The 18,001-nt window shown below is 59.2% G+C and carries 24 protein-coding genes and 1 tRNA gene; all 25 read right to left on the bottom strand.

Annotated features, from left to right (window positions below; genetic code table 11):
* Positions 1–74 precede the first annotated feature (74 nt).
* Positions 75–302: a hypothetical protein gene (locus tag EI969_RS28950; protein WP_160390704.1), complete on the bottom strand. Its 228-nt coding sequence runs from the start codon at positions 300–302 to the stop codon at positions 75–77.
* Positions 303–677: 375 nt separating this feature from the next.
* Positions 678–1,289 carry a hypothetical protein gene (locus tag EI969_RS28945; RefSeq protein ID WP_160390703.1) on the bottom strand — a complete coding sequence of 204 codons (612 nt, stop codon included), beginning with the start codon at positions 1,287–1,289 and terminating at the stop codon, positions 678–680.
* A gap of 394 nt (positions 1,290–1,683) precedes the next feature.
* Complete coding sequence (locus tag EI969_RS28940; RefSeq protein WP_218575264.1) at positions 1,684–2,673, bottom strand: DUF2971 domain-containing protein; 990 nt, start codon at positions 2,671–2,673, stop codon at positions 1,684–1,686.
* A gap of 120 nt (positions 2,674–2,793) precedes the next feature.
* Positions 2,794–3,225, bottom strand: coding sequence for a hypothetical protein (locus EI969_RS28935; RefSeq protein WP_160390702.1), 432 nt, complete (start codon positions 3,223–3,225; stop codon positions 2,794–2,796).
* Between the two features lie 48 nt (positions 3,226–3,273).
* A complete protein-coding gene (locus tag EI969_RS28930) occupies positions 3,274–3,879 on the bottom strand; it encodes a tail assembly protein (protein ID WP_160390701.1) in 606 nt (201 codons plus the stop codon).
* Complete coding sequence (locus EI969_RS28925; RefSeq protein WP_160390700.1) at positions 3,876–4,496, bottom strand: tail assembly protein; 621 nt, start codon at positions 4,494–4,496, stop codon at positions 3,876–3,878. The genes EI969_RS28930 and EI969_RS28925 overlap by 4 nt, the downstream gene beginning before the upstream one ends.
* Before the next feature lie 10 nt (positions 4,497–4,506).
* Complete coding sequence (locus EI969_RS28920; RefSeq protein WP_160390699.1) at positions 4,507–4,887, bottom strand: hypothetical protein; 381 nt, start codon at positions 4,885–4,887, stop codon at positions 4,507–4,509.
* Between the two features lie 110 nt (positions 4,888–4,997).
* The gene (locus EI969_RS28915) at positions 4,998–5,606 is read right to left on the bottom strand and encodes a hypothetical protein (RefSeq protein WP_160390698.1); all 609 of its coding nucleotides are present in this window, start codon (positions 5,604–5,606) and stop codon (positions 4,998–5,000) included.
* A complete protein-coding gene (locus EI969_RS28910; RefSeq protein ID WP_160390697.1) occupies positions 5,603–5,917 on the bottom strand; it encodes a hypothetical protein in 315 nt (104 codons plus the stop codon). Before EI969_RS28910 ends, EI969_RS28915 begins: the two co-directional genes overlap by 4 nt.
* A gap of 336 nt (positions 5,918–6,253) precedes the next feature.
* Positions 6,254–8,056, bottom strand: coding sequence for a DUF927 domain-containing protein (locus EI969_RS28905; RefSeq protein WP_160390696.1), 1,803 nt, complete (start codon positions 8,054–8,056; stop codon positions 6,254–6,256).
* A complete protein-coding gene (locus tag EI969_RS28900) occupies positions 8,043–8,924 on the bottom strand; it encodes a toprim domain-containing protein (RefSeq protein WP_160390695.1) in 882 nt (293 codons plus the stop codon). Before EI969_RS28900 ends, EI969_RS28905 begins: the two co-directional genes overlap by 14 nt.
* Complete coding sequence (locus EI969_RS28895) at positions 8,921–9,148, bottom strand: hypothetical protein (RefSeq protein ID WP_160390694.1); 228 nt, start codon at positions 9,146–9,148, stop codon at positions 8,921–8,923. Before EI969_RS28895 ends, EI969_RS28900 begins: the two co-directional genes overlap by 4 nt.
* Positions 9,141–9,428, bottom strand: coding sequence for a hypothetical protein (locus EI969_RS28890; protein ID WP_160390693.1), 288 nt, complete (start codon positions 9,426–9,428; stop codon positions 9,141–9,143). The genes EI969_RS28895 and EI969_RS28890 overlap by 8 nt, the downstream gene beginning before the upstream one ends.
* A 4-nt stretch (positions 9,429–9,432) precedes the next feature.
* Positions 9,433–9,711 carry a hypothetical protein gene (locus EI969_RS28885; RefSeq protein WP_305989814.1) on the bottom strand — a complete coding sequence of 93 codons (279 nt, stop codon included), beginning with the start codon at positions 9,709–9,711 and terminating at the stop codon, positions 9,433–9,435.
* Entirely contained in the window at positions 9,708–10,019 is a 312-nt protein-coding gene (locus EI969_RS28880) for a hypothetical protein (protein ID WP_160390692.1), read from the bottom strand. Before EI969_RS28880 ends, EI969_RS28885 begins: the two co-directional genes overlap by 4 nt.
* Positions 10,016–10,177, bottom strand: a complete 162-nt coding sequence (locus EI969_RS30325; RefSeq protein ID WP_178120866.1) for a hypothetical protein — start codon at positions 10,175–10,177, stop codon at positions 10,016–10,018. The genes EI969_RS28880 and EI969_RS30325 overlap by 4 nt, the downstream gene beginning before the upstream one ends.
* 317 nt (positions 10,178–10,494) lie before the next feature.
* Positions 10,495–10,968, bottom strand: coding sequence for a Rha family transcriptional regulator (locus tag EI969_RS28875; protein WP_160390691.1), 474 nt, complete (start codon positions 10,966–10,968; stop codon positions 10,495–10,497).
* Complete coding sequence (locus EI969_RS28870) at positions 10,965–11,267, bottom strand: helix-turn-helix domain-containing protein (RefSeq protein ID WP_160390690.1); 303 nt, start codon at positions 11,265–11,267, stop codon at positions 10,965–10,967. The genes EI969_RS28875 and EI969_RS28870 overlap by 4 nt, the downstream gene beginning before the upstream one ends.
* A gap of 1 nt (position 11,268) precedes the next feature.
* Positions 11,269–11,523, bottom strand: coding sequence for an AlpA family transcriptional regulator (locus EI969_RS28865; RefSeq protein ID WP_160390689.1), 255 nt, complete (start codon positions 11,521–11,523; stop codon positions 11,269–11,271).
* Between the two features lie 158 nt (positions 11,524–11,681).
* Entirely contained in the window at positions 11,682–12,710 is a 1,029-nt protein-coding gene (locus EI969_RS28860; RefSeq protein WP_160390688.1) for a hypothetical protein, read from the bottom strand.
* Positions 12,711–12,833: 123 nt separating this feature from the next.
* Complete coding sequence (locus EI969_RS28855) at positions 12,834–14,036, bottom strand: integrase arm-type DNA-binding domain-containing protein (RefSeq protein WP_160390687.1); 1,203 nt, start codon at positions 14,034–14,036, stop codon at positions 12,834–12,836.
* 208 nt (positions 14,037–14,244) lie between these two features.
* Positions 14,245–14,320 (bottom strand) — tRNA-Phe (locus EI969_RS28850).
* A gap of 103 nt (positions 14,321–14,423) precedes the next feature.
* The gene (locus EI969_RS28845) at positions 14,424–14,696 is read right to left on the bottom strand and encodes an oxidative damage protection protein (protein ID WP_007972770.1); all 273 of its coding nucleotides are present in this window, start codon (positions 14,694–14,696) and stop codon (positions 14,424–14,426) included.
* The gene (gene mutY / locus EI969_RS28840) at positions 14,693–15,760 is read right to left on the bottom strand and encodes an A/G-specific adenine glycosylase (protein ID WP_160390686.1); all 1,068 of its coding nucleotides are present in this window, start codon (positions 15,758–15,760) and stop codon (positions 14,693–14,695) included. The genes EI969_RS28845 and mutY overlap by 4 nt, the downstream gene beginning before the upstream one ends.
* Positions 15,757–17,988 carry an AsmA family protein gene (locus EI969_RS28835; RefSeq protein ID WP_160390685.1) on the bottom strand — a complete coding sequence of 744 codons (2,232 nt, stop codon included), beginning with the start codon at positions 17,986–17,988 and terminating at the stop codon, positions 15,757–15,759. The genes mutY and EI969_RS28835 overlap by 4 nt, the downstream gene beginning before the upstream one ends.
* Between the last annotated feature and the right edge of the window lie 13 nt (positions 17,989–18,001).

Raw genomic sequence — 18,001 nt, 5'->3', positions numbered from 1 at the left:
ACCACGGATGCGAACTGCGCACTGATCGTGTGTGCAGAACTCATCCATGGAAGTGTTTGGCCATTCGGCTTTGTTTAAGCGTACACAGTCAACTTCAAGCCAGTCGCGACCACTTGGTATTCGGTCTCAGATATCTGGTTTACAGCACCGCCTCCCTGAATTTGATAACGCTTCAATCCAGGCGTGTGCCTCACCTCGCCGCTAAGTAATCGTTCTGTGATCACGTCTTGAAAGACCTGAATCTGGTAATCCAAATTGTCCGGCCCTACCGCAACGATTTGTCCCGCGTACTGTTCAGCCATTTTGGAGTCTCCGTGATTTGAGCAGCAACGATAGCCGCAGTTCGTCCATCCCGCGGGGCGAAATAGCAGCGATCCGTGGAAACAGCACAGGAGACCGGCCCACCCTTTCTGGGGCGGTGGTTCGCGCGTTGGTGGTTGCGAACCATTGGTGCGAACCTGCTACCGGTATGCATCGGCGAGTGCGTATCGATGGTGCGTACCTGGCTGCGTATCAGCGGCGCGTCGCTCTCCCGCAGAGAGTTCACGCAGTTCAGTTGCGTGAAGGCACTGCGTGAAAGGCTGTGTGAAACCTTGCGGGGGAGAGGGCTTCGCGGATTGACCAGGTGCGCGACGGCCGTGCGCGAAAGACTCCGCGAGAATTGTTGATCCCCGCGGTTACTGGATACCGCACTGGCGCAAAGCAGTCTCCAGCGACTGGTCCAGTACATATTCCCCGGTCGTAGACGCTGCCTGATTCAAGCCAACAGTGCGATAGATAAGCGTCTTGCCGGACCGCATTTCTTTGAGAATTGACCGAGCCTTCTCACCTGTTGCCGCGGTAAACGGCGACATGGACCGTGCCGTGGCCTCCATTGCAGTCTTGTAGGCGTTTTCCACTATTTGCTGCTGCTGGGGATCTTTTGGCGCGTAGGCTTGCATAGCTTTAAGCTGGCCCTCGGGCACATAGTCCAGCGGGGTTTCGCTGGTGCTGATCGTCCATGCCTTGTTCTGATCGACTCTGATTTGTACGTCGCCGACAGGGATTAGAAAGCGCCCACCGCTTTTAACGCCTACTCGTAGGTCACCGTTTACCGCCTCGATGTAGGGGTAATACTGATTGCTGACGGTGTATATCCCGTGCTTGGTGTAGTAAGCCCCTACGGTTACAGCACAGCTTGATTTGTCCGTGAATTGATCTGTATTGCGGACCGTCACCCACTCAACTGCTGGTCCGGTAGCACAGCCCGTTGTTAATAGGGCGAGCGCCAAAATGGATAGGAGCTTCACTTTCGCATTCCTTGTTCTAGGGAGGAGCCGAGCAATATATCAGCCCGCCAGTCGGCCAACGCTGATCGGTGGCGAGATAGCTTAGTGCTTGACGCCAATCTTCCACGGGCTGTTTCGGTATAGGGGATTTGATGCTCCGGTGACTAGGGAGAGCGGTCACCAGTGGTGGTCACCACCCAGGGTATCCGCGCCGTAGCTACCCAAACCGTGGATACCAGCGTGGATACCGACCGATCTGGCCGGCGTCAGCGACCTGACAAAACCTGACATTGGCCAGCCAATCAGCCTGTTAACAATTATCAAGGTTGAAGGGCGCTGGATTACTCCGTAACGGAGACCCAGGCGGGGGGTGATTACTTTTGGTGGTTACCGCTGTGGTTACTCATTATTCAGCTTAATTTTCTAGCAGTTCCATATCATGGCCATAGTAGCGGCGCACATAAACTCGTCTGCCGTTGCGCAACAGATAAGAGGTCCAAATGAACAGAGCGTCATTTGCGCCATTCAAACCGATCCCACCGAATTCCTCCATATTTGGGTGTCGTGCTAACGAGATACAAGTCTCGGCTAGAGTGTTGTAGGGGACTGAAAGGAAACCATCAAGTTCCGATTGGTCCGGTAAGCCTTCAGCGCCATTGAATATCGAGTCTACTTGCCTTTCTGCCTCGGACCATGGAGTGGGGACTTGAATGGTCTGAAACGTCATTGAGTAACCATTAATCTCACCTTGCAAAATTTCAACAGGTCTTCCAGCCAGCGTCTCGCAGATGGCAGCAACATGACTTGGATTGGCTCGAGGCCCGATATAAACGCGGCTTAGCGCGTCATCGAGATAGTGTTTTCGCCCAACCTCTCCGGTAACGAAACGCCATTCTTCCTCATGGCGCCACTCTATTCGCTTCTGCGCTAATCGCTTCATTACCCTTGCAGCTTGGTCCTTTGCAAAAATATCCGTGAGGTTGATGGGCGAGGCTGGAGAGGTCACATATTCGACTTCCAAGAGATGCTCATCCTTCAAATCACCGGTAGACAGCTGAGCGGTACTGAACTCTAAGCACATACCTGCGAAATTGCTGGCGTAGTACGCCCACATAGGAAGGTATTCGTGCGTGGTGGAGAATGAGATCAACGCGAAGCGATTCGTCATTTCCTTTAAAGGTTTGTAGAAGCTGTGGGTGCTGACGCCAGTTGGTTGTAGAACATCATTTACGAATTGATCACCGTGGCTTCCCGTTTCGTAAAATGCCTCCATCGGATCGTTCATTTTTCCAAATGGAGGTGCGAAGAGGTAAGCGTTTTTAAGTGCGTCCAATTCACGTGTTAGAAGATCATCGTCAAGAGGGCGGAACCGAAAAAGCACAGGGGGCGTTTTCTGCTTACTCATATCGGCACCAGGGTGTCTTCAATTATTGGCTAGTAGAGACGTAGGGAATATCGTCAATCTTGAGATGCAAAGCTGACGACACGATCTCAGTGAGATCATATGGTCTGCTTTGACCGTTTGTTAAATTGAGCTGGGGCGAATATCCAAGCCAATATTCGTATCCCCGCCGATCCGGAACCGCTTTACCTGGCCAGCCTTCAATGTTGCAGATTGCTCTTTTAGCTGCCCTGACCAACTGCATAGGCCAGACCCGCGCTCATCTGCTCCCAGCCCAACCAAGTGATCGCCAGCAGGCACGAACAGACTCACCGCCTCGCCTGTATCAATGCGAGCAACCGGTCGGCCGTCGACGTGAACGGCTACAAAGCAGCCCCCGCCGACGAAACCGGTATCGCGTGCAACCTGAATTGTCCCATAAGGACCAGTAGGTTTTTTCCCGTAGGCCAGCACCCTTTCACTAGGAACAGGCTTGGCCTGGTCGAACGATACGGGAGAGGTAGAGCAGCCGGTCACCAGGGCGACCAGGGAAGTTGCAGCGGCGATCTTCAGCATGGGAACTCCTTGTCATGAGGTTGCAACTGTAGCACCGGCATATAGCCGTCACATCTGGTCTTCGGCGTAAATTGCGGCGCTGATGATCGCGCCACCCCAGCGGCGCTTGCCGATGCACAGCGGGACCGGGTTGCCGGATGCCGTGGTGTTTTTGGCGCTGCCGAAGGCATAGCCGGGGGTGTTCTCTGGCGCAGCGCTGGTCTTCAGGCCCTTGGCTACCGGGCTGAGCATTTGAATAACCCCGCCAAAAGCCATCGCGGCCCCCATTGTCATCATCCCGGACGTGAGCGGAGCTGCTGTTCCGCCAGACGCGTAAGTCATCACGGCCGCTACAACAATGAGCGCCACACCCACGATGGTTTGTAGGACGCCGGCCCGCTTACTGCCCTCGATCACCGGCGCAATGATGATGTCTCCATCACCTTGATACTCAAGCTCGGCCTGGCTGATGTTCTTCTTTCCACGGAACACGGCAAACACAATCCCTCGCGATTTCGCGTTAGAGAGGTATCGTTCAAACCCAGGGATTTGGACACACAGCGCCTTCACCGCCTCGGCAGGAGTGCGCACGGCGAGCTGGTAGGACTTTCCAAATTGACGCAACTGACCGTAGAGCTTAATGGTCCTAATCTGTTCATGCTGTGAGTTGTTCATGTTTTGTCCTCCGCGCTGATCGAGGCCGAGATGATCATCCCGCCCCACCGGCGTTCGCCGATACAGATCGGCACTGGGTTACCACTGGCCGTAGTGTTCTTGGCGCTGCCGAAGGCATAGGACGGGGCGTTTTCGGGGGATGAGCTTTGCTTGAGGCCGGAGGCCTGTGGGCTGAGCATCTGAATGACGCCGCCGATCGCCAGGCCGTAGCCAGTGGTAGCCATAGCGCTAGTGAATGGGGATGCTGTGCCTCCAGATGCATATGTAATGAAAGCTGATGCGGCAATCATCACGACCCCGAGAATGGTCTGAAAAACACCAGCACGCTTACTCCCGCTGATCACCGGTACGATTTTCAGTGTCCTGATACCGCCAAGGTCGAAGTTTTTCTCACCAACATTCTTGCCGTTGCGGATTATGGCGAACCTCATGCCCAGACGTTGAAGGCGGGCGACTTCCTCAGTGAACCCTTCGACCGTTGCCCTCAATGCCCTGAACACTTCCCAGGCGTTGCCGGTTTCGAGCAGATAGTCCTTCTGCCGGAAAAACTTTCTTCCCAAGATGCTGCTGAGCTGAATCGTTGTCCGTGGTCTGTAGTGCGCTGCTGTTGCGGCCATTTCCGTTCTCCTATGGATTGATGGCTGGGACTGTGGTGCCCAAGCGAATGGCGAGCAGGGATCGCGACATGCGCGCCTGATCGAATATCACTTGCTCGTGCAGAGGGTCGTAGTTCCAGATCCGGTCGTGGATTGCCTTGTACGCTCTTGCACCGCGGAACGTTCCTCGCAGTAGATCGGCCGAAACCCGAGCCTCCTCTTCAGTGAAAAACGGCCCGTCGATGGTCACCTTCTGTCCATCGCGGACGTGCTGGACATCCCACACCAAGTAGCCAGAATCTGGTCCCTGTTTCAGTGGGTAAGACTCAAAGCGGTTTGTCTTGCACGCCTCCTCGAAGCGATCCCGATATGTCGGCGGTTGGCTCGCCGCGTTGCTGTCCTGTTCCGTCATATGTACCTCTGGTGCGCCGCTGGCGCTGGTTATGGGCTGATGCCCAGTTGTGTTGCTCTGTGTCGCGACACGTTTTCGTAATTCGCAAAACGTGTCGCGTAATTGGGTTTCTACTTGCTGACGATGCTCAGGGTGGGTGGGAGCTTCGGGCCGAAGGGAGCGCCAGGCGCGAAGGGATCGGGCAACTGGTCTTCCGGGCATTCCCTGATGAACCGGATCATGGCGGCATGGAAGGCGCGATACAGAGGGCCGCCGGCGCCCCATTCCTCACTCTTGCGGTCGGCGCTGTCCTCCAGTTGGGAGAGGTAGGCCAACCCGCGAAGGCTGGTATCTCCGTCTGTTCTAGCTTGCTGGCGATGTACTGGGTTGACGCCCAGCAAGTCGCACATCCGGTCGAATCCACACGCCTGCGCCAGCCCTTCCCGGTCGAACATCAGCGATTGGCCGAACCCGGCGAGCGCATCCTGTGCTCCGGTGCGGATAGCCTCCTGGTGATCCCGGGCCCTTTCCTCCAGTTCCTCGATCGCTTGTCGCGTGAACGGCAGGAACGCTTTCAACTTGCCGGCTTCGCGGCGAATGGCTCGACGTTCGGCGCGGATAGCGTCGAGCTGGTCAGCAATGGCGCGGCAGATCCACCGTGTAGTGATGAGCTGCGTGGCGACGCTGATGTCTGGCTTCAAAGCGATGTTGCACAAGCGGGTGATAAGGCCGGGCGTCATTGGAGCGCCTCCGTGGGCGTGTTGTCGTAGCTGGCACGCAGGTGGGCGCCAGCTGTGCAATGGCGGCCGGTGGGCGCGTAGCAGCCCCGACAAGCCATGATGTGGTTGAGGTATTGATCACGGGCCAGCCGCCACTCGGGTGTGGCAGTGGCGGCGCTTGCGTGCGGGCCGGTGATGAACTGACCAGGGCGCTCGACGCGAGTGGCCAGCACCAGGCGCGGGCGAGGTTCTGGGCGACTCCGCAAAATTGGGGAGTCGGTACCGGCGATAGCTGGCGGCATGTGGTCGAGCAGGCTGGAAAGGAGGCTCATGTCGTCACCTCCCCCGATTTGCTCCATTGCCCAAATGTGTCTGTGAAAAAAAAACGGGGGAACGGGGGAACAGTGGGAACACCCAATGATTCCGGGCCTTTTAGAGGGGGATTCTGTACCCCACGCTTTTTTGTGGGGAACAGTGATAACCAAACGTCAGGAAGGCGGTATTCGCTTATATTCAAAAACATGTTTGTGTTCCCCCTGTTCCCCAACCACTCAATAAGGGGGAGCGGCTACAGGCCGCGTATTTACTGGCTGTTCCCCCGTTCCCCCTGTTCCCCACGTTTGTAGGTTCCTGTGAAGTCGGGCATTCATTTCTGATGTTGGTGGAGGTCATGCGGCACCGCCTTCGCTGTCCAGGGCTTCCGGGTCGATGACGTACAGCCGAGCCGATCCGCCGGCGGGGATGCGGTACTTTTTGGTTTTGCGGCTTTCTCGGTCGGTGTCGCGCTTGGCCAGGGCTCCCCCGACTTCCAGCGCTTTGATGACCCGGGTGAGGCCGAACCCGTGGGCGGCTTCGATGAGCGCAGACTTGTTGAACAGGAACAGTCGCTTGCCGGCGACCACCTCCCAGTACCCGGCACGGTTGAACACCTTGACGTCCACCTCGGGTGCGTCCACGTCCGAGAAACGGCTGCTGCCGTGCTTGTCGATAAAGTCGATGATGCCGGCCAGAATCTGGCGGTCTTCTGCGTTGCCTCCACCCACACGGGAAAGCCATTCGCCGTAGAGCAGGCGGCAGTCGGCGAGGGCGGTGCCCGGCTCCCAAGGCAGCAGGCCGTAGGCGATGGCCATCTCGCCCGCTAGCGCGATTACGGCGAACCGGTCAGCCACGCGGCCGGCTTGGGCGTTGTCCTCGACGAACTGGGCGCGGATGCCGTCAAAGTCACTGAGCAGCCCGGGCTTATCGTCGTCGGCGACCAGGCGCTCCACAAAAGCTGGTCCAAGTTGTCCGTGGTGGGCGCTGACCGCCACGGTGAGTTGTCGGTGAAAGTCCGCTCCCTCAAGCCCGTGCAATTCGTCGAAGGCCCGGTGTGTCCGAGTACCGGCGTTCACGTCGACCATGCGCAACTCGGCGCCAGCGTGGGCGGCATTGCCGGATATGGCCGCGTGTTCAGAGAGGGAGCGCTCGCCACTGGATAGTGTCAGTAGGCGCCAGCTCAGTTTGGCGCGGCCTTCACGCTCACGCGTCATAGTGCCTTTGCCTTGGCCGTTGGCGAGGGAGTAGGCCATCTCCTGAACCCGTTTCGGGTCGGCGCGCTTGATTTCGTCCAACGGCAGGATGGTGTCGTTACGGCTCGACGCTTCGATCTCAAGCCCACCCTTGGTCATGTCCCAACTGGCGGCGAACACGCCCGGGTCACCCCACACCGAGGAGCCGATCAGTTGCGCCAGTGACTTGCCGCTCGAACTGTCGCCCACCAGGTGAACACCACCACCCAGCACGCCGACCAAGCTCAGCAATGGACCAGCCAGCGAGCAGCCGATCGCCAGTGTCAGCACCGGATTGCCTGCGCACTTGGCGGCCACCTCCGATTGCCACAGCGCCAGCTCGCCGCGCCGGCTGAAAAGTACCTGAGCCTTGTTGCTGGCCTGGTACCGGACATTGGCGCTGCCAATAGTTCGCCCAGGCAGCACGAATGCGCCCGACTCATGCCAGCCCGGCCGGCTGGTGGTGGCGAACACTTCGGCGGGGTGCTGGTCGAGCAGGTACTCCATGAACGTGCCGCGTTTCTTGAGGGCGATAATGACGCCCATGCCGAACAAGGCACGCCGGGCGTCCTCGCCGCTGCCGCCGAACACCTCCATGGCGATAATCCATTCTTTGATGCCGCCCTCGGTGACCAGGCGCAGCAACCGGCCTTCGCTGCCATCGTCACTGTTGGTGGTGCGGGCCACGACAGTGACGGGGCTGGAGATCCATTCATCAGTGATAGGCCGGTCGCCGGTATCGCCCTCGGCGTCATCTTGATCCGCGGCGGCGCGTTTGAAGCTGTGCCAGTAGACGCCCGGGCGCAGCTTGCGGCCCTTTTCATTGGTCACCCAATGTTCGTACACCGCCCAGCAGGGACGATCAGGCGCAATGGTTGCCACATCTGGCCGAAGGTTGATCACGTTGGTGTCAGGCTTGGACATTGGCGAGTTTCCAGTTGGCGAGGTCGTTGAAGTCGGTGAGGTCATCGGGAGCGCCTTCTGGCCACTCAGGGAAAGCCACTTCGCCACCCACGGCCGCCGCCGCAGCGTTTGCCGCTTTGCGTCCTGGGTTGCCGTCGGTGAGCCGGTCGTCGTCGCCGGCGATGACGATTGGCTGGCCTGGGTAGCGGGAGCGAAGGCCCATCGCCGCCGGGATCAGGTTGCCCGCGTTCATGGCTGCGGCAACGACGTAGCCGCCGTGCTGGTGGAGGCTGGCGGCCGTCGCCCACCCTTCGCAGATGCAAAGCACAGAACCCGGTTCGATGATGCCCAGCGGCGAGTAGGTGCCCTTCACGCGGCCACCGGGCAAGAAGCGCTTGGCGCCGTCCGGGGCAATTCGTTGCAGGTTGACCAAGCGCCCATCCAGGTACAGCGGGATCAGCAGGTCCGCGCCACGCTGGCGCAGGCTGTGGGAGCGAACGCCTTTGGCGGCGAGGTATGGGTGGTCTGGTGCCGCGCGGCGCGCATTGCGCCACCAGAGGCAGGCCTTCTCGGCGGCCTGCTGCTGGCGCCGGTGCTGCTCGGCCTCGCGCTGGCGCCGAGCCTGATCCACTCGCTCGCGGATCTGTGCGGCCTCGCGGGCGTCCACCGGTTCGCGACTACACCAGGTGCTGGCGCCACCGGCCTTCCAACTGCCGAACGCGCCGGAGGCGATCCCGTCCAGGTACAGCACATACCAACCGTTGAGGGTGCCGGTCTTGTCGTCCGGGACACGGAACCGGTGGATAGCGCCGTCGGGCACTGGTGTCCAGTCGAGTGGGCCATAGACGGCCTGGAGCGCATCACGGAACAGGATCGTGGCGTCAGTCATGCGGCCCCCTTCGGCGGGGTGAATCGCTTGGCCAAGCTTTCCAGCTTCTGATTCAAGCGCTCCAGCTCATCGCAGTTCCGGCCCTGGTCGCCTTCCTTGATGCGCAGTTCCAGGAAACCAATCAGGGTTTCCACCAGTAGCGCATAGCTGACGCTGTCGATATGAGCGCCCGTACTGGGCGGACCACCGCTATCTTTGCGCTTGATGGGAGTAACGTTACTCATGGTCCACCTCCCGGCGACCAGCACCAGCAAAGGCCCGGCAGACCTGACCGTTGTTCACACTGTGCCAGTGGGTAATGTCGTCGATGTCATCTACCAAACAGGCCGTTACCTGGGCGCCAGCACTGCGCATAACAACGCGTCCGCACTCGGCGTCAGCCTCGGTCAAGAACGGCCCCAACAACGCCTTGGGCACCTTCGGGTGCGTGACGTAGAACAGCTCGATGGCTTTTTTCGGGCAAGCCGATCCCGTCGACGCAAATGCGCCGTTTTGAATTGTCATGGTCTTAAACCTTTATCGGGTCTGTGATTAGCGGGGCGGCTGTGCCGGAAGCTGTCGAGAATTTGGCAAGCGGTAAGCCTCCTTGAGCTGCGATCACGTCATCAAGCAGTTCTGCCCAGGCCATAGCTGTGTGTTGGGCGAAAACGGCAGTCACGCGCGCCACCAATATGTGAGTCGAGGGAGAGGCAATCAGTGAAAAAGAAAGCGCCAGCAACATTAGAGTTTCTTGCGCGTCGCGCAGATCCTCCACGACGCCCGTGTTGCTTTGGAGGGCTTCAGTCATGCCGCACCTCCTTCACCCAACTCGCTGCGTTGGCCCACGACACCATGTGAGGCGCCCAAGTGGCGATGCCGCCAGCAAAAGTTGCCGCTGAATGAGCGGACTTGCTCGATGTGACGGGCGATATCGGAAGCGACAACATTTTTCTCATGGCACAACAAATGGTCGAGCAGTGGCCACAGGATCTGTACCAGCTTGTTGAACTCCTCGCGGGCGAAGTTCATGTAAGCCATATCGCGAGCATCCAGCATCGCGTCAGTGAGGATCTCACCCTCGATAGTCATCGTTGCCGGCAGGGTCTGCACATTCATTGCACACCCCGCTGCGCTTCCAGAGTGCGGACGATTGCCATGTGGGCGTTGTAGCGGGCGAGACGACCTGAGAGGGACGAGTTTTCGCGGAGAGCACTCAGGGCCATGCGGCGGTGAGCAAAGGCGCGAATTGCGGACGGAATGAGGGCGCGTTTCATGGATGAGGCTCCTTGTACTGAGGAACCGCCACGGTCTGCCGCCAAGCAGATTAGGGTGGCGGATTGCACAGGATTGGCGGACCGGCGTACAAGGAGACCGGCGCACCCGAGGGTGCTCCTGCGCAACCCGCCATAACACGAGAATGCGGGCACAAAAAAAGCGCCTGCAATCATAATGGGGGCGCTGTTGCGCCTTGTACAGTTCAGGCCGCCAAGCCTGTTCGCTGAATTTGCAGCGACGGGCAAACGATACCGACGGGCGTGATTGCTGGCAAGAGAAGTTACAGACCTTTCATCGCGGGGCATGAGCAAGGCGTTCATGGGCGCAGGTCCTCCAGATCAAGCGGCAACTTCAGTTGCTCCCTCAGATGGGCGACGTGCGCATACACGCCTGGCTTGTCATAGCGCCAGTGGGCCAGGCGGCGACCACTGCTGCTGGCTTCCTTCTTGCGAGCCTCCAACGTCTGGTAGGCGTGCCCATACCGTGCTTCGCGGAACGCCATGATCAGATCAGACTTCAGCTCTACGACGCGATCAGTGTTGCGAGACAGCGCCAGCAGGAAGAACGCTTGATCCTCGTTCAGTAGGGCGAAGCGCACATCGCCACCGCCATGCTGGCCGACTGGCCTTGCCTCCGTTTGAAACGCCAGCAAGCCGAACTCTTTGAACTTTTCGGAGTAGCGCTCGATCAGCGCCATGGAGTTCTTGTGTTGATTGCCCAACTGGTCGGCCAGTAGGCGGCTGTCCACGCGAGGCTCGCTGCTGATTTGGCTCAACATGATTTTGTTCATGCTGCCACCCCGGCCGGTGGGTTGTTGCTGAGGTAGTAGAGCGCCATACCCTGGTGGGTGCGCCCTTGATCATCGGTCAGGGTGAGGCGGTGGGTCAGGATCTTGTGGCCCAGAGCGCGCAGTTCATTGATGCGGGCACCAGGGCGGACGATGTTCAGCTCACGGATGGCGGTGAAGGTGTCAATCGGGCCGGCTTGCAGGCGCTCCAAAAGGCGAGCGCGTTGAGCTGTTCCGCTGGTATTCTCTACGTGAGTATTTTCGTGGCTGGCCTGATGGTCGGCCATTTTTTTTGTCTGCATGTCAGGCTGCCTCCACTCGCATGGCGACGAGTGAGTCGCACCACGCAAGAATCTCGGCCTCGATCCAAACAGCAGACTTCGGCCCCAGCATCACCTGCTTGGGGAAGCGTCCGGCTGCAATGCGGCGGTAAATTTCGGAGGTGGAAAGGGTGGTCAGAACTTTGACCTCAGCCAGCTTGATGAAGCGAAGTGGCCGCTCAGACTGGGCTGATGATTGTTCGGTTTGTTTGCGGAGAGGGTGGGCTGTGCGTGCCATGTTGGGCGCCTCCTTGGGTGGCGTTGAGAACATGGGCATAGGTTGGCGGGCGAGTATTGGCTGGAACAGGTGAGAGGTTGCACTCAAGGGGTGAGGGGTTTACACCAACATGCTGTGGATAACGGTTGCACGTATTGATTTACAAAGCCTGTAACGGGTCACCCCTTTTTTCGTGTGCTACGCGTTGGAGCTCCTCCCTTTTTGCGAGAAAGCAGAGTCAACGCTGTGGCAAATCGGTCAATTTGAATTTCTGCCGGTTTCCCCACTCGTTTTTCAAGCCACCTTCTGACTTGCTCACGAAGCCCAATGCCTTTCTCGGCCACAGCATCAACGGTGCAATCATGGCTGAGCTCACGACAGCACATCACCATGAGGCGTAGTTCAGGTGGTGAAAACTCGTTATCGGTGCGCATTATTTCGGCCAGGACCATAGCTTCCTCAAGCTTCTCCTCAATCGATAGAAGAGACTCCTCGATCTCTCGCTTGGCGCGGCGCTCGTCACTAGCTTCCCTGCGGTACTGCTCAGTTTCCTCCATTAGCTGTTGTGACCGCGCTCGTTCAGTCAAGAGCTGAGCTTTGAGTTCAATGTTCTCTTGTTTTTCGCGTTCCCACTCAGACCGCTCCTTATCTAGCTGCTCGCTAGCCTTATTCTCGCCCTCACGGCGAAGCTGAGCTTGCTGGGCTTTCAGAATTACTGGTGCGCTACCCGAAAGGTGTGGCAGCGGGGGCGCAAGGTTAGTTGCGGCAGAGCCATTGATCGCCAGTGAGAGCGTTCCACTATCGTTCGCCGGCTGAGCGAATCCTGCGGCCATCTCGGCGCGCTCGGTAGCCTCATCCACAAGGCGCTCAATCCATTTTCGCCAGATCAGAATGCTAGCGGCCGGTATCGGCCCTGAGCTGGTTGCGATTGTCAGGGCTTGTTGTCCGGCGCTGGCGGCATCGAAGTAGTCGATGAGTGCCCCGAATGTTACCGGGATGGTTCTGTCTGATCGGCCATCAGAAAATACGCACGCATGCATAGTATTTACTGGCTGATCGAGACGAGAGCATGTTGCGAGCGTAGCGGCGAGTTCAGAGGCGAGCAGGCGAGGATTCAAATGATGACCTGACGCCCAGTCGGCATAGATCCTATCGAGCCTTATGCGCCCGAAAGGTTCCAGCTGTTCGTCTTCACCGGCTCCCGCCATTCGACAAGCTCATGTATTGTCCGCTGTATGAATATCCAGCCGTGGCCAATATGTTAACCGTCCAACACTTGAAAAAGGAACCCTTGCTACACATTGGGAATGATTTATCGGAAATTCAATGTCTCAAGCACGCTTGATGCTCACCACGTTGGCGCCAACGCACAGGGCGTCGATTGAGTCAGCCCATGCTTGCATCATTTCCCGGCGCTGCTCGACATAGGCCGCGTGGTTGTAGGTGCCGCGTATTTCGTCGCTATCACCATGGGCAAGCTGGCGCTCGATCCAATCCTTGTTGTAACCGCGGCCATTCAGCTCGGTGCTGAGCAAGTGGCGGAAACCATGGCCGGTCTGCCGACCTTCGTATCCCATCATTCGAAGTGCTTTGTTCACCGTGTTCTCGCTCATGGGGCGATCGGGATTGGCGCCAGCAAAAACAAGTGCGTAGCGTCCAGTAACTTCTTGGAGCTGGCGCAGGATGGCGACGGCCTGGCGGGGCAGAGGAACGATATGGGGGCGGCGGGCTTTCATGCGTTCGGCTGGAATTGTCCACAGAGCGGCATCCAGATCGAACTCGACCCATGGCGCTTGGCGAAGTTCGCCAGGGCGAACGGCTGTCAGCGTCAGCAGACGGATAGCTTGCCGGGTCAGGGTATGTATGTTCGCGGCTTCGCATTTGCCCAGTAGCTCGGGCAATTCGTTAAAGGTGATATGCGGGTGGTGTCGGGCGGCTTTTGTTGGTGCAGCTACTACGTTCAGATCAGTGGCCGGATTGACGTCTACGACGCCCTTGGCCAGCCCATACCGAAATATCTGGTGTAGCCATTGGCGGATCTTTCCGGCGGCATTGAGCGTGCCCCTGGCTTCCACCTTGCGCACCAGCTCCACCAGATCGGGCCGGGTGATCGCTTTTACCGGGCGGGCGCCGATGCCGGGAATTAAATCATTCTCCAGGTACAGCTTGGCTTTGTAGGTAGTGCTCTCTGCCCAGCGAGGAGCGTTGTAGGCAAACCATTCTCGCGCCAGCGTCTCGAAAGTCAGTCCCTCGACCTTCTGCGCTTGCTTGGCCGCTTTCTTTTGTTCGCCGGGGTCGGTGCCCTCAATCAGCAGCTGGCGCGCCCCATCGCGAAGCTGACGAGCTTTCAGCAGGGTGACCGCTGGGTATGTGCCGAGCGCCAGCATCTTCGCGCTGCCGTTGAAGCGGTACCGATAGCGCCACAGCTTAGAGCCGGTCGGGGTCACTTCTAGGCATAGGCCATTGGCATCGGTCAGCCGGTACAGCTTGTCCTTCGGCTTGGCGGTACGGATGGTGGTATCTGAGAGTGACACGCAGCCTCCTTGCAGGCCGCACCAGGCGGGCGTATTGCCGCCCTGGTGTGAGTAGATTTCTAGACCGAACTGGATCTACTCACGAATCTACTCACATATGTTTGGGCTTACAAGGGAACGGTTGGGAACCGTAGAAAGCAAAAAACCCGCACTAGGCGGGTTTCTTGTGTGCTTTCAGGTGTGCTTGGCATCACCTGAAAACGAAAGGTGGTGCCCAGAGACGGAATCGAACCGCCGACACGGGGATTTTCAATCCCCTGCTCTACCGACTGAGCTATCTGGGCAACGGGGCGCATTAAACGGGTTTTTCAGGGGGTCGTCAAGCAAGTTTTCAAAAAAATTTTAATTATTACCGTCGCTTACGTTCCGACCCCCGATTTATCGGGGTTATTCCGATGGCGGTACGTAGCCTTCGGCCTTGGCGTAATCCTCGCCGGAGAAGTACTTGTCCATTTCGCCCTGAAGATATTTTCGATCTTCGGCGTTCATCATGTTCAGGCGTTTTTCGTTGATCAGCAGGGTCTGGTGTTTTTGCCAGTCGGCCCAGGCCTTGGCCGAGACGTGGTCAAAAATGTCCTGGCCTTTGGCGCCCGGGAAGGGAGCGCGCTCCAGGCCTGGCAATTCTTCTTTGTACTTGCGGCACATGATGGTGCGGGTCATGACGACTCTCCTGCGTTCAATACGGCGGCCGCGCGTTCGAGCAAGGTTTTGACCGGGGCGGCAAGGCCCAGGCGCGGCGGGGTGGCGAGGTTATACCAGAGCCAGTCGGCCTCGGCCACGTGATGGCCGCTCTCCTGGACCTGAACCAGCCAGGGTTCGATGGACAACTGAAAATGGCTGAAGGTGTGCACCAGGCTCGGCAGGGCCTGTGGGGTGCCCAGTTCCAGCGAGTGCTGCGCTGCCAGATGTTCCAGGTCGTCGAGGCCGTCGAGTTCCGGCAGGCTCCACAAACCGCCCCAGAGGCCCGTGGAGGGGCGACGGTAAAGCAGGATGGCGCCTTCGGCGTTGGCGAACATCGGCATCAGCGTGCGCTTCTGCGGGATGGCCTTGCGCGGCTTGGGAATCGGGTAGCGGGTTTCCAGGCCGAGCAAGTGCGCTTCGCAGCCCCTTTCCAGTGGGCACAGCAGGCAACTGGGTTTGCTGCGGGTGCAGAGCGTGGCACCGAGGTCCATCATCGCCTGGGTGTAGGCGTTGACACGGGTCTGCGGCGTAAAGCGCTCAGCATTCGCCCAGAGCTGTTTGGCGACCTTCGGCTCGCCCGGGTAGCCCTCCTGCGCGGTAAAGCGCGCCAGCACGCGTTTGACGTTGCCGTCGAGGATCGGCGCGCGCAGGCCCATGCTGATGCTGGCGATCGCGCCAGCGGTGGACAGGCCGATCCCTGGCAGATCGGTAAGTTTTTCTACATCCCGGGGGAATTCGCCGCCGTACTGCTCGACGACGATTTTCGCGGTCTTCTGCAAGTTACGCGCCCGGGTGTAGTAACCCAGGCCGGTCCACAGGTGCAGCACTTCGTCTTCCGGTGCCGCCGCCAGGGCCTCGACCGTCGGCAACGAGGCCATGAAACGGTCGAAGTAGTTCAGCACGGTGCTGACCTGGGTCTGCTGCAACATGATTTCCGAGACCCACACCCGATACGGGTTGATGCCCTGCTGCCAGGGCAAATCGTGACGGCCGTGGCGGTCGAACCAGTCCAGCACCGCCGTTGAAAACTGCTCGGCTCTCATCGCTTGAACAGCCCCTTGAGCGCGTCCTTGAGTTGCGGGTTGACCTTGTCGCCCAGTTTCTCGTCGATTTTTTCGCTGATCCTTTCGCCAGCCAGTTTGGCCGCGACCTGGCTCATGCGTTCGTTATCCAGGCGGCAGGCCTTGGCGCCCAGCTCCAGCGGGCCACGGCAACGCAATGGCCACTCGATGCCGACAAACTTGTCGCCGACCTGGCAGGCCGGGTCCGGCATGGCGCTGGTATCGCCTTCGACGAGGATGCCGACGCGGTAGTCCATGCCCAGCACCCGCAGATCGACATCGCCGTCACCGTTGACGGTCATGCCCGGGATGCGCACTTTCAGGTCCGGGTTGCTGGCTACGCCGTTACGCAAGGTCAGGTTGCCCTTGAGCTCCTGGAACGGTGTGTCCTTGCCGCGCGGCTCGCCGCTGAGGGTTTTGCGATTGAGCGTGGCGATGCCTTTGCACAGCTGTTGCTCGAGGTTGGCGTTGAGCAGCACGCCATTGTTGATGACGAAACTGGCGGTGCCGTTGAGGGTTTCGATCAACGCTTTCTGGCTGTTGCCGTTGCCGGTCAGGTTGCTGTTGAGCGTGACCAGGCCTTTGACCGGCGGGTTCTTGCCCTGGCTTTCGAGGATTTTTTCTGCCGGTACCCGGCTGATCTTTGTCTGCAGGTTCAGCGCCGGTACTGCCTGACGCACATCGAGCGTGCCGGTGCTTTCGAAGTTGCCTTCGTACAGGTCGCCGCGCAGGTTGGCCAGCGTCAGCAAGCCGCCCTGGCCGGTGGCCTTGAGCGCAGCGTTATGGATCGGCAGTTTTTGCAGGGTCAATTGGCCGAAGGTCAGGTCGGCGTCGACATCGAGCTTGCTCAAGCGCTCCACTGGCAACAGGCGCTCGTTGCTCCAGGCGTCCTTGGTCGGTGCCGGTGGCAATGGTGTACTGCCCGCGCCGGCCATGGCATCGGCTTCGGTGCTGGCGACTTCGGCCTGGCGCACTTGTGTCGCGCTATTGGCCTCGGCGGATTTCGGCGGCAGGTAACGGTCGACGTTGAAGGTGTCGGCCTTGAGCACGGCACGCAGCGATTGTTTGGCGAAGTCTTCGACGGCGATGCGGCCGCTGAAGGTGCTGTCGTCGAGTTTCAGGTTGAGGTTGTCGAGCGCCAGGCTGGTGGGTGTCGCTGCGATTCGGCTGACCAGCTCGACTTTGCTCAGGCTGCCTTCGGCCATGGCCGGGAGTTTCTGGCCGATGCTGTCGACGAATTTCGCCAGGTCGAACTGGGCGATCGAGATGCCGCCACTGACCTGTGGGGTCTTGTCGAGGTCGTTGACCTTCAGTTCACCCAGTGCCCGCAGCTGGTTGGCGGAGATCTTGATGCCAGTCCACTCGGCAACGTTGGCGGCCTTGTCCAGCACCAGTTGGCCCTGGGCGGAGAACGTCATGGACTTGCCTTGCAGCGGGTCGCCGGTCACTTCACCGGACAACTTCATGTCTTCGAACTGATAGCGCTGCAGGGCACGTGCGATGCGCAGCTCGCCATTGAGCTCGGTGCGCACTCGCAATGCGGGCTGGTTGGATGACAGGAAAGCCGTGAGCTTGAGCGGGATGTTGACGGAGTCGTGGACCGCGCCGGTGCTCAACTGGATGCTTTCGGCGCTGAAGCTCTTGCCGGTGCGCTCGTCGGTGTATTCGACCCGTGCGTTGTTCACGGTCAGGCTGTCGATGTCCAGGCGGATCGGCTGCGGCGGTTTTTCCGCTGCAACGCTGGCGTCGGGCGCAGGTTCGCTGGCAGCGGGCGGGGTGACGGTCGCGTCGGTGCCGGCCGTAGCAGGCAGCTTGCCGATGTCCTCCCAGTTGCCATGACCATCCTTGTCGCGGGTCAGGCGCAGGTTCAGGCCTTCGACGCGCACGTCGCTCATCTGCACTTCACGGCGCAGCAGTGGCAGTACGCGCACGGACAAGCCGAGCATCTGCAGGTCAGCGTACGGTTCGGTCGGTTTGACCATGGTCGCGACACTGGCGTCATGCAGTTCCAGGCCCAGCCACGGGAACAGGCTCCAGCCGATATCGCCATTGAGCGTCAGCTCGATGTGGGCTTTGTCGCGGGCAATCTGGCGAATCTCGTCTTTGTAGTCGTTGGGATCGAAGAGGTGGGTCAGGGCAAAGCCCAGCGCCACAATGATCAGCAACAGCCCGAGAAGTACCAGACCCAGGATTTTGCCGAACGCTTTCATGGGCGAGTCCTTG

Origin of the sequence: Pseudomonas sp. PB101 (genome assembly GCF_009764265.1) — a bacterium.
Classification (GTDB): domain Bacteria; phylum Pseudomonadota; class Gammaproteobacteria; order Pseudomonadales; family Pseudomonadaceae; genus Aquipseudomonas.
The sequence above is the reverse complement of the archived record's forward strand: the minus strand, read 5'-3'. Positions and strand labels throughout refer to the sequence as shown.

Excerpts from the sequence above, each read along its gene's own strand:
- EI969_RS28940 (WP_218575264.1), bottom strand. The coding sequence starts at position 2,673 with ATGAGTAAGCAGAAAACGCCCCCTGTGCTTTTTCGGTTCCGCCCTCTT.
- EI969_RS28875 (WP_160390691.1), bottom strand. The coding sequence starts at position 10,968 with ATGAACAAAATCATGTTGAGCCAAATCAGCAGCGAGCCTCGCGTGGAC.
- EI969_RS28930 (WP_160390701.1), bottom strand. The coding sequence starts at position 3,879 with ATGAACAACTCACAGCATGAACAGATTAGGACCATTAAGCTCTACGGT.
- EI969_RS28845 (WP_007972770.1), bottom strand. The coding sequence starts at position 14,696 with ATGACCCGCACCATCATGTGCCGCAAGTACAAAGAAGAATTGCCAGGC.
- EI969_RS28910 (WP_160390697.1), bottom strand. The coding sequence starts at position 5,917 with ATGAGCCTCCTTTCCAGCCTGCTCGACCACATGCCGCCAGCTATCGCC.
- EI969_RS28935 (WP_160390702.1), bottom strand. The coding sequence starts at position 3,225 with ATGCTGAAGATCGCCGCTGCAACTTCCCTGGTCGCCCTGGTGACCGGC.
- EI969_RS28860 (WP_160390688.1), bottom strand. The coding sequence starts at position 12,710 with ATGGCGGGAGCCGGTGAAGACGAACAGCTGGAACCTTTCGGGCGCATA.
- EI969_RS28880 (WP_160390692.1), bottom strand. The coding sequence starts at position 10,019 with ATGAATGTGCAGACCCTGCCGGCAACGATGACTATCGAGGGTGAGATC.
- EI969_RS28885 (WP_305989814.1), bottom strand. The coding sequence starts at position 9,711 with ATGACTGAAGCCCTCCAAAGCAACACGGGCGTCGTGGAGGATCTGCGC.
- mutY (WP_160390686.1), bottom strand. The coding sequence starts at position 15,760 with ATGAGAGCCGAGCAGTTTTCAACGGCGGTGCTGGACTGGTTCGACCGC.
- EI969_RS28920 (WP_160390699.1), bottom strand. The coding sequence starts at position 4,887 with ATGACGGAACAGGACAGCAACGCGGCGAGCCAACCGCCGACATATCGG.
- EI969_RS28865 (WP_160390689.1), bottom strand. The coding sequence starts at position 11,523 with ATGGCACGCACAGCCCACCCTCTCCGCAAACAAACCGAACAATCATCA.
- EI969_RS28895 (WP_160390694.1), bottom strand. The coding sequence starts at position 9,148 with ATGAGTAACGTTACTCCCATCAAGCGCAAAGATAGCGGTGGTCCGCCC.
- EI969_RS28905 (WP_160390696.1), bottom strand. The coding sequence starts at position 8,056 with ATGTCCAAGCCTGACACCAACGTGATCAACCTTCGGCCAGATGTGGCA.
- EI969_RS28900 (WP_160390695.1), bottom strand. The coding sequence starts at position 8,924 with ATGACTGACGCCACGATCCTGTTCCGTGATGCGCTCCAGGCCGTCTAT.
- EI969_RS28890 (WP_160390693.1), bottom strand. The coding sequence starts at position 9,428 with ATGACAATTCAAAACGGCGCATTTGCGTCGACGGGATCGGCTTGCCCG.
- EI969_RS28915 (WP_160390698.1), bottom strand. The coding sequence starts at position 5,606 with ATGACGCCCGGCCTTATCACCCGCTTGTGCAACATCGCTTTGAAGCCA.
- EI969_RS28870 (WP_160390690.1), bottom strand. The coding sequence starts at position 11,267 with ATGCAGACAAAAAAAATGGCCGACCATCAGGCCAGCCACGAAAATACT.
- EI969_RS28925 (WP_160390700.1), bottom strand. The coding sequence starts at position 4,496 with ATGGCCGCAACAGCAGCGCACTACAGACCACGGACAACGATTCAGCTC.
- EI969_RS30325 (WP_178120866.1), bottom strand. The coding sequence starts at position 10,177 with ATGAAACGCGCCCTCATTCCGTCCGCAATTCGCGCCTTTGCTCACCGC.
- EI969_RS28950 (WP_160390704.1), bottom strand. The coding sequence starts at position 302 with ATGGCTGAACAGTACGCGGGACAAATCGTTGCGGTAGGGCCGGACAAT.
- EI969_RS28835 (WP_160390685.1), bottom strand. The coding sequence starts at position 17,988 with ATGAAAGCGTTCGGCAAAATCCTGGGTCTGGTACTTCTCGGGCTGTTG.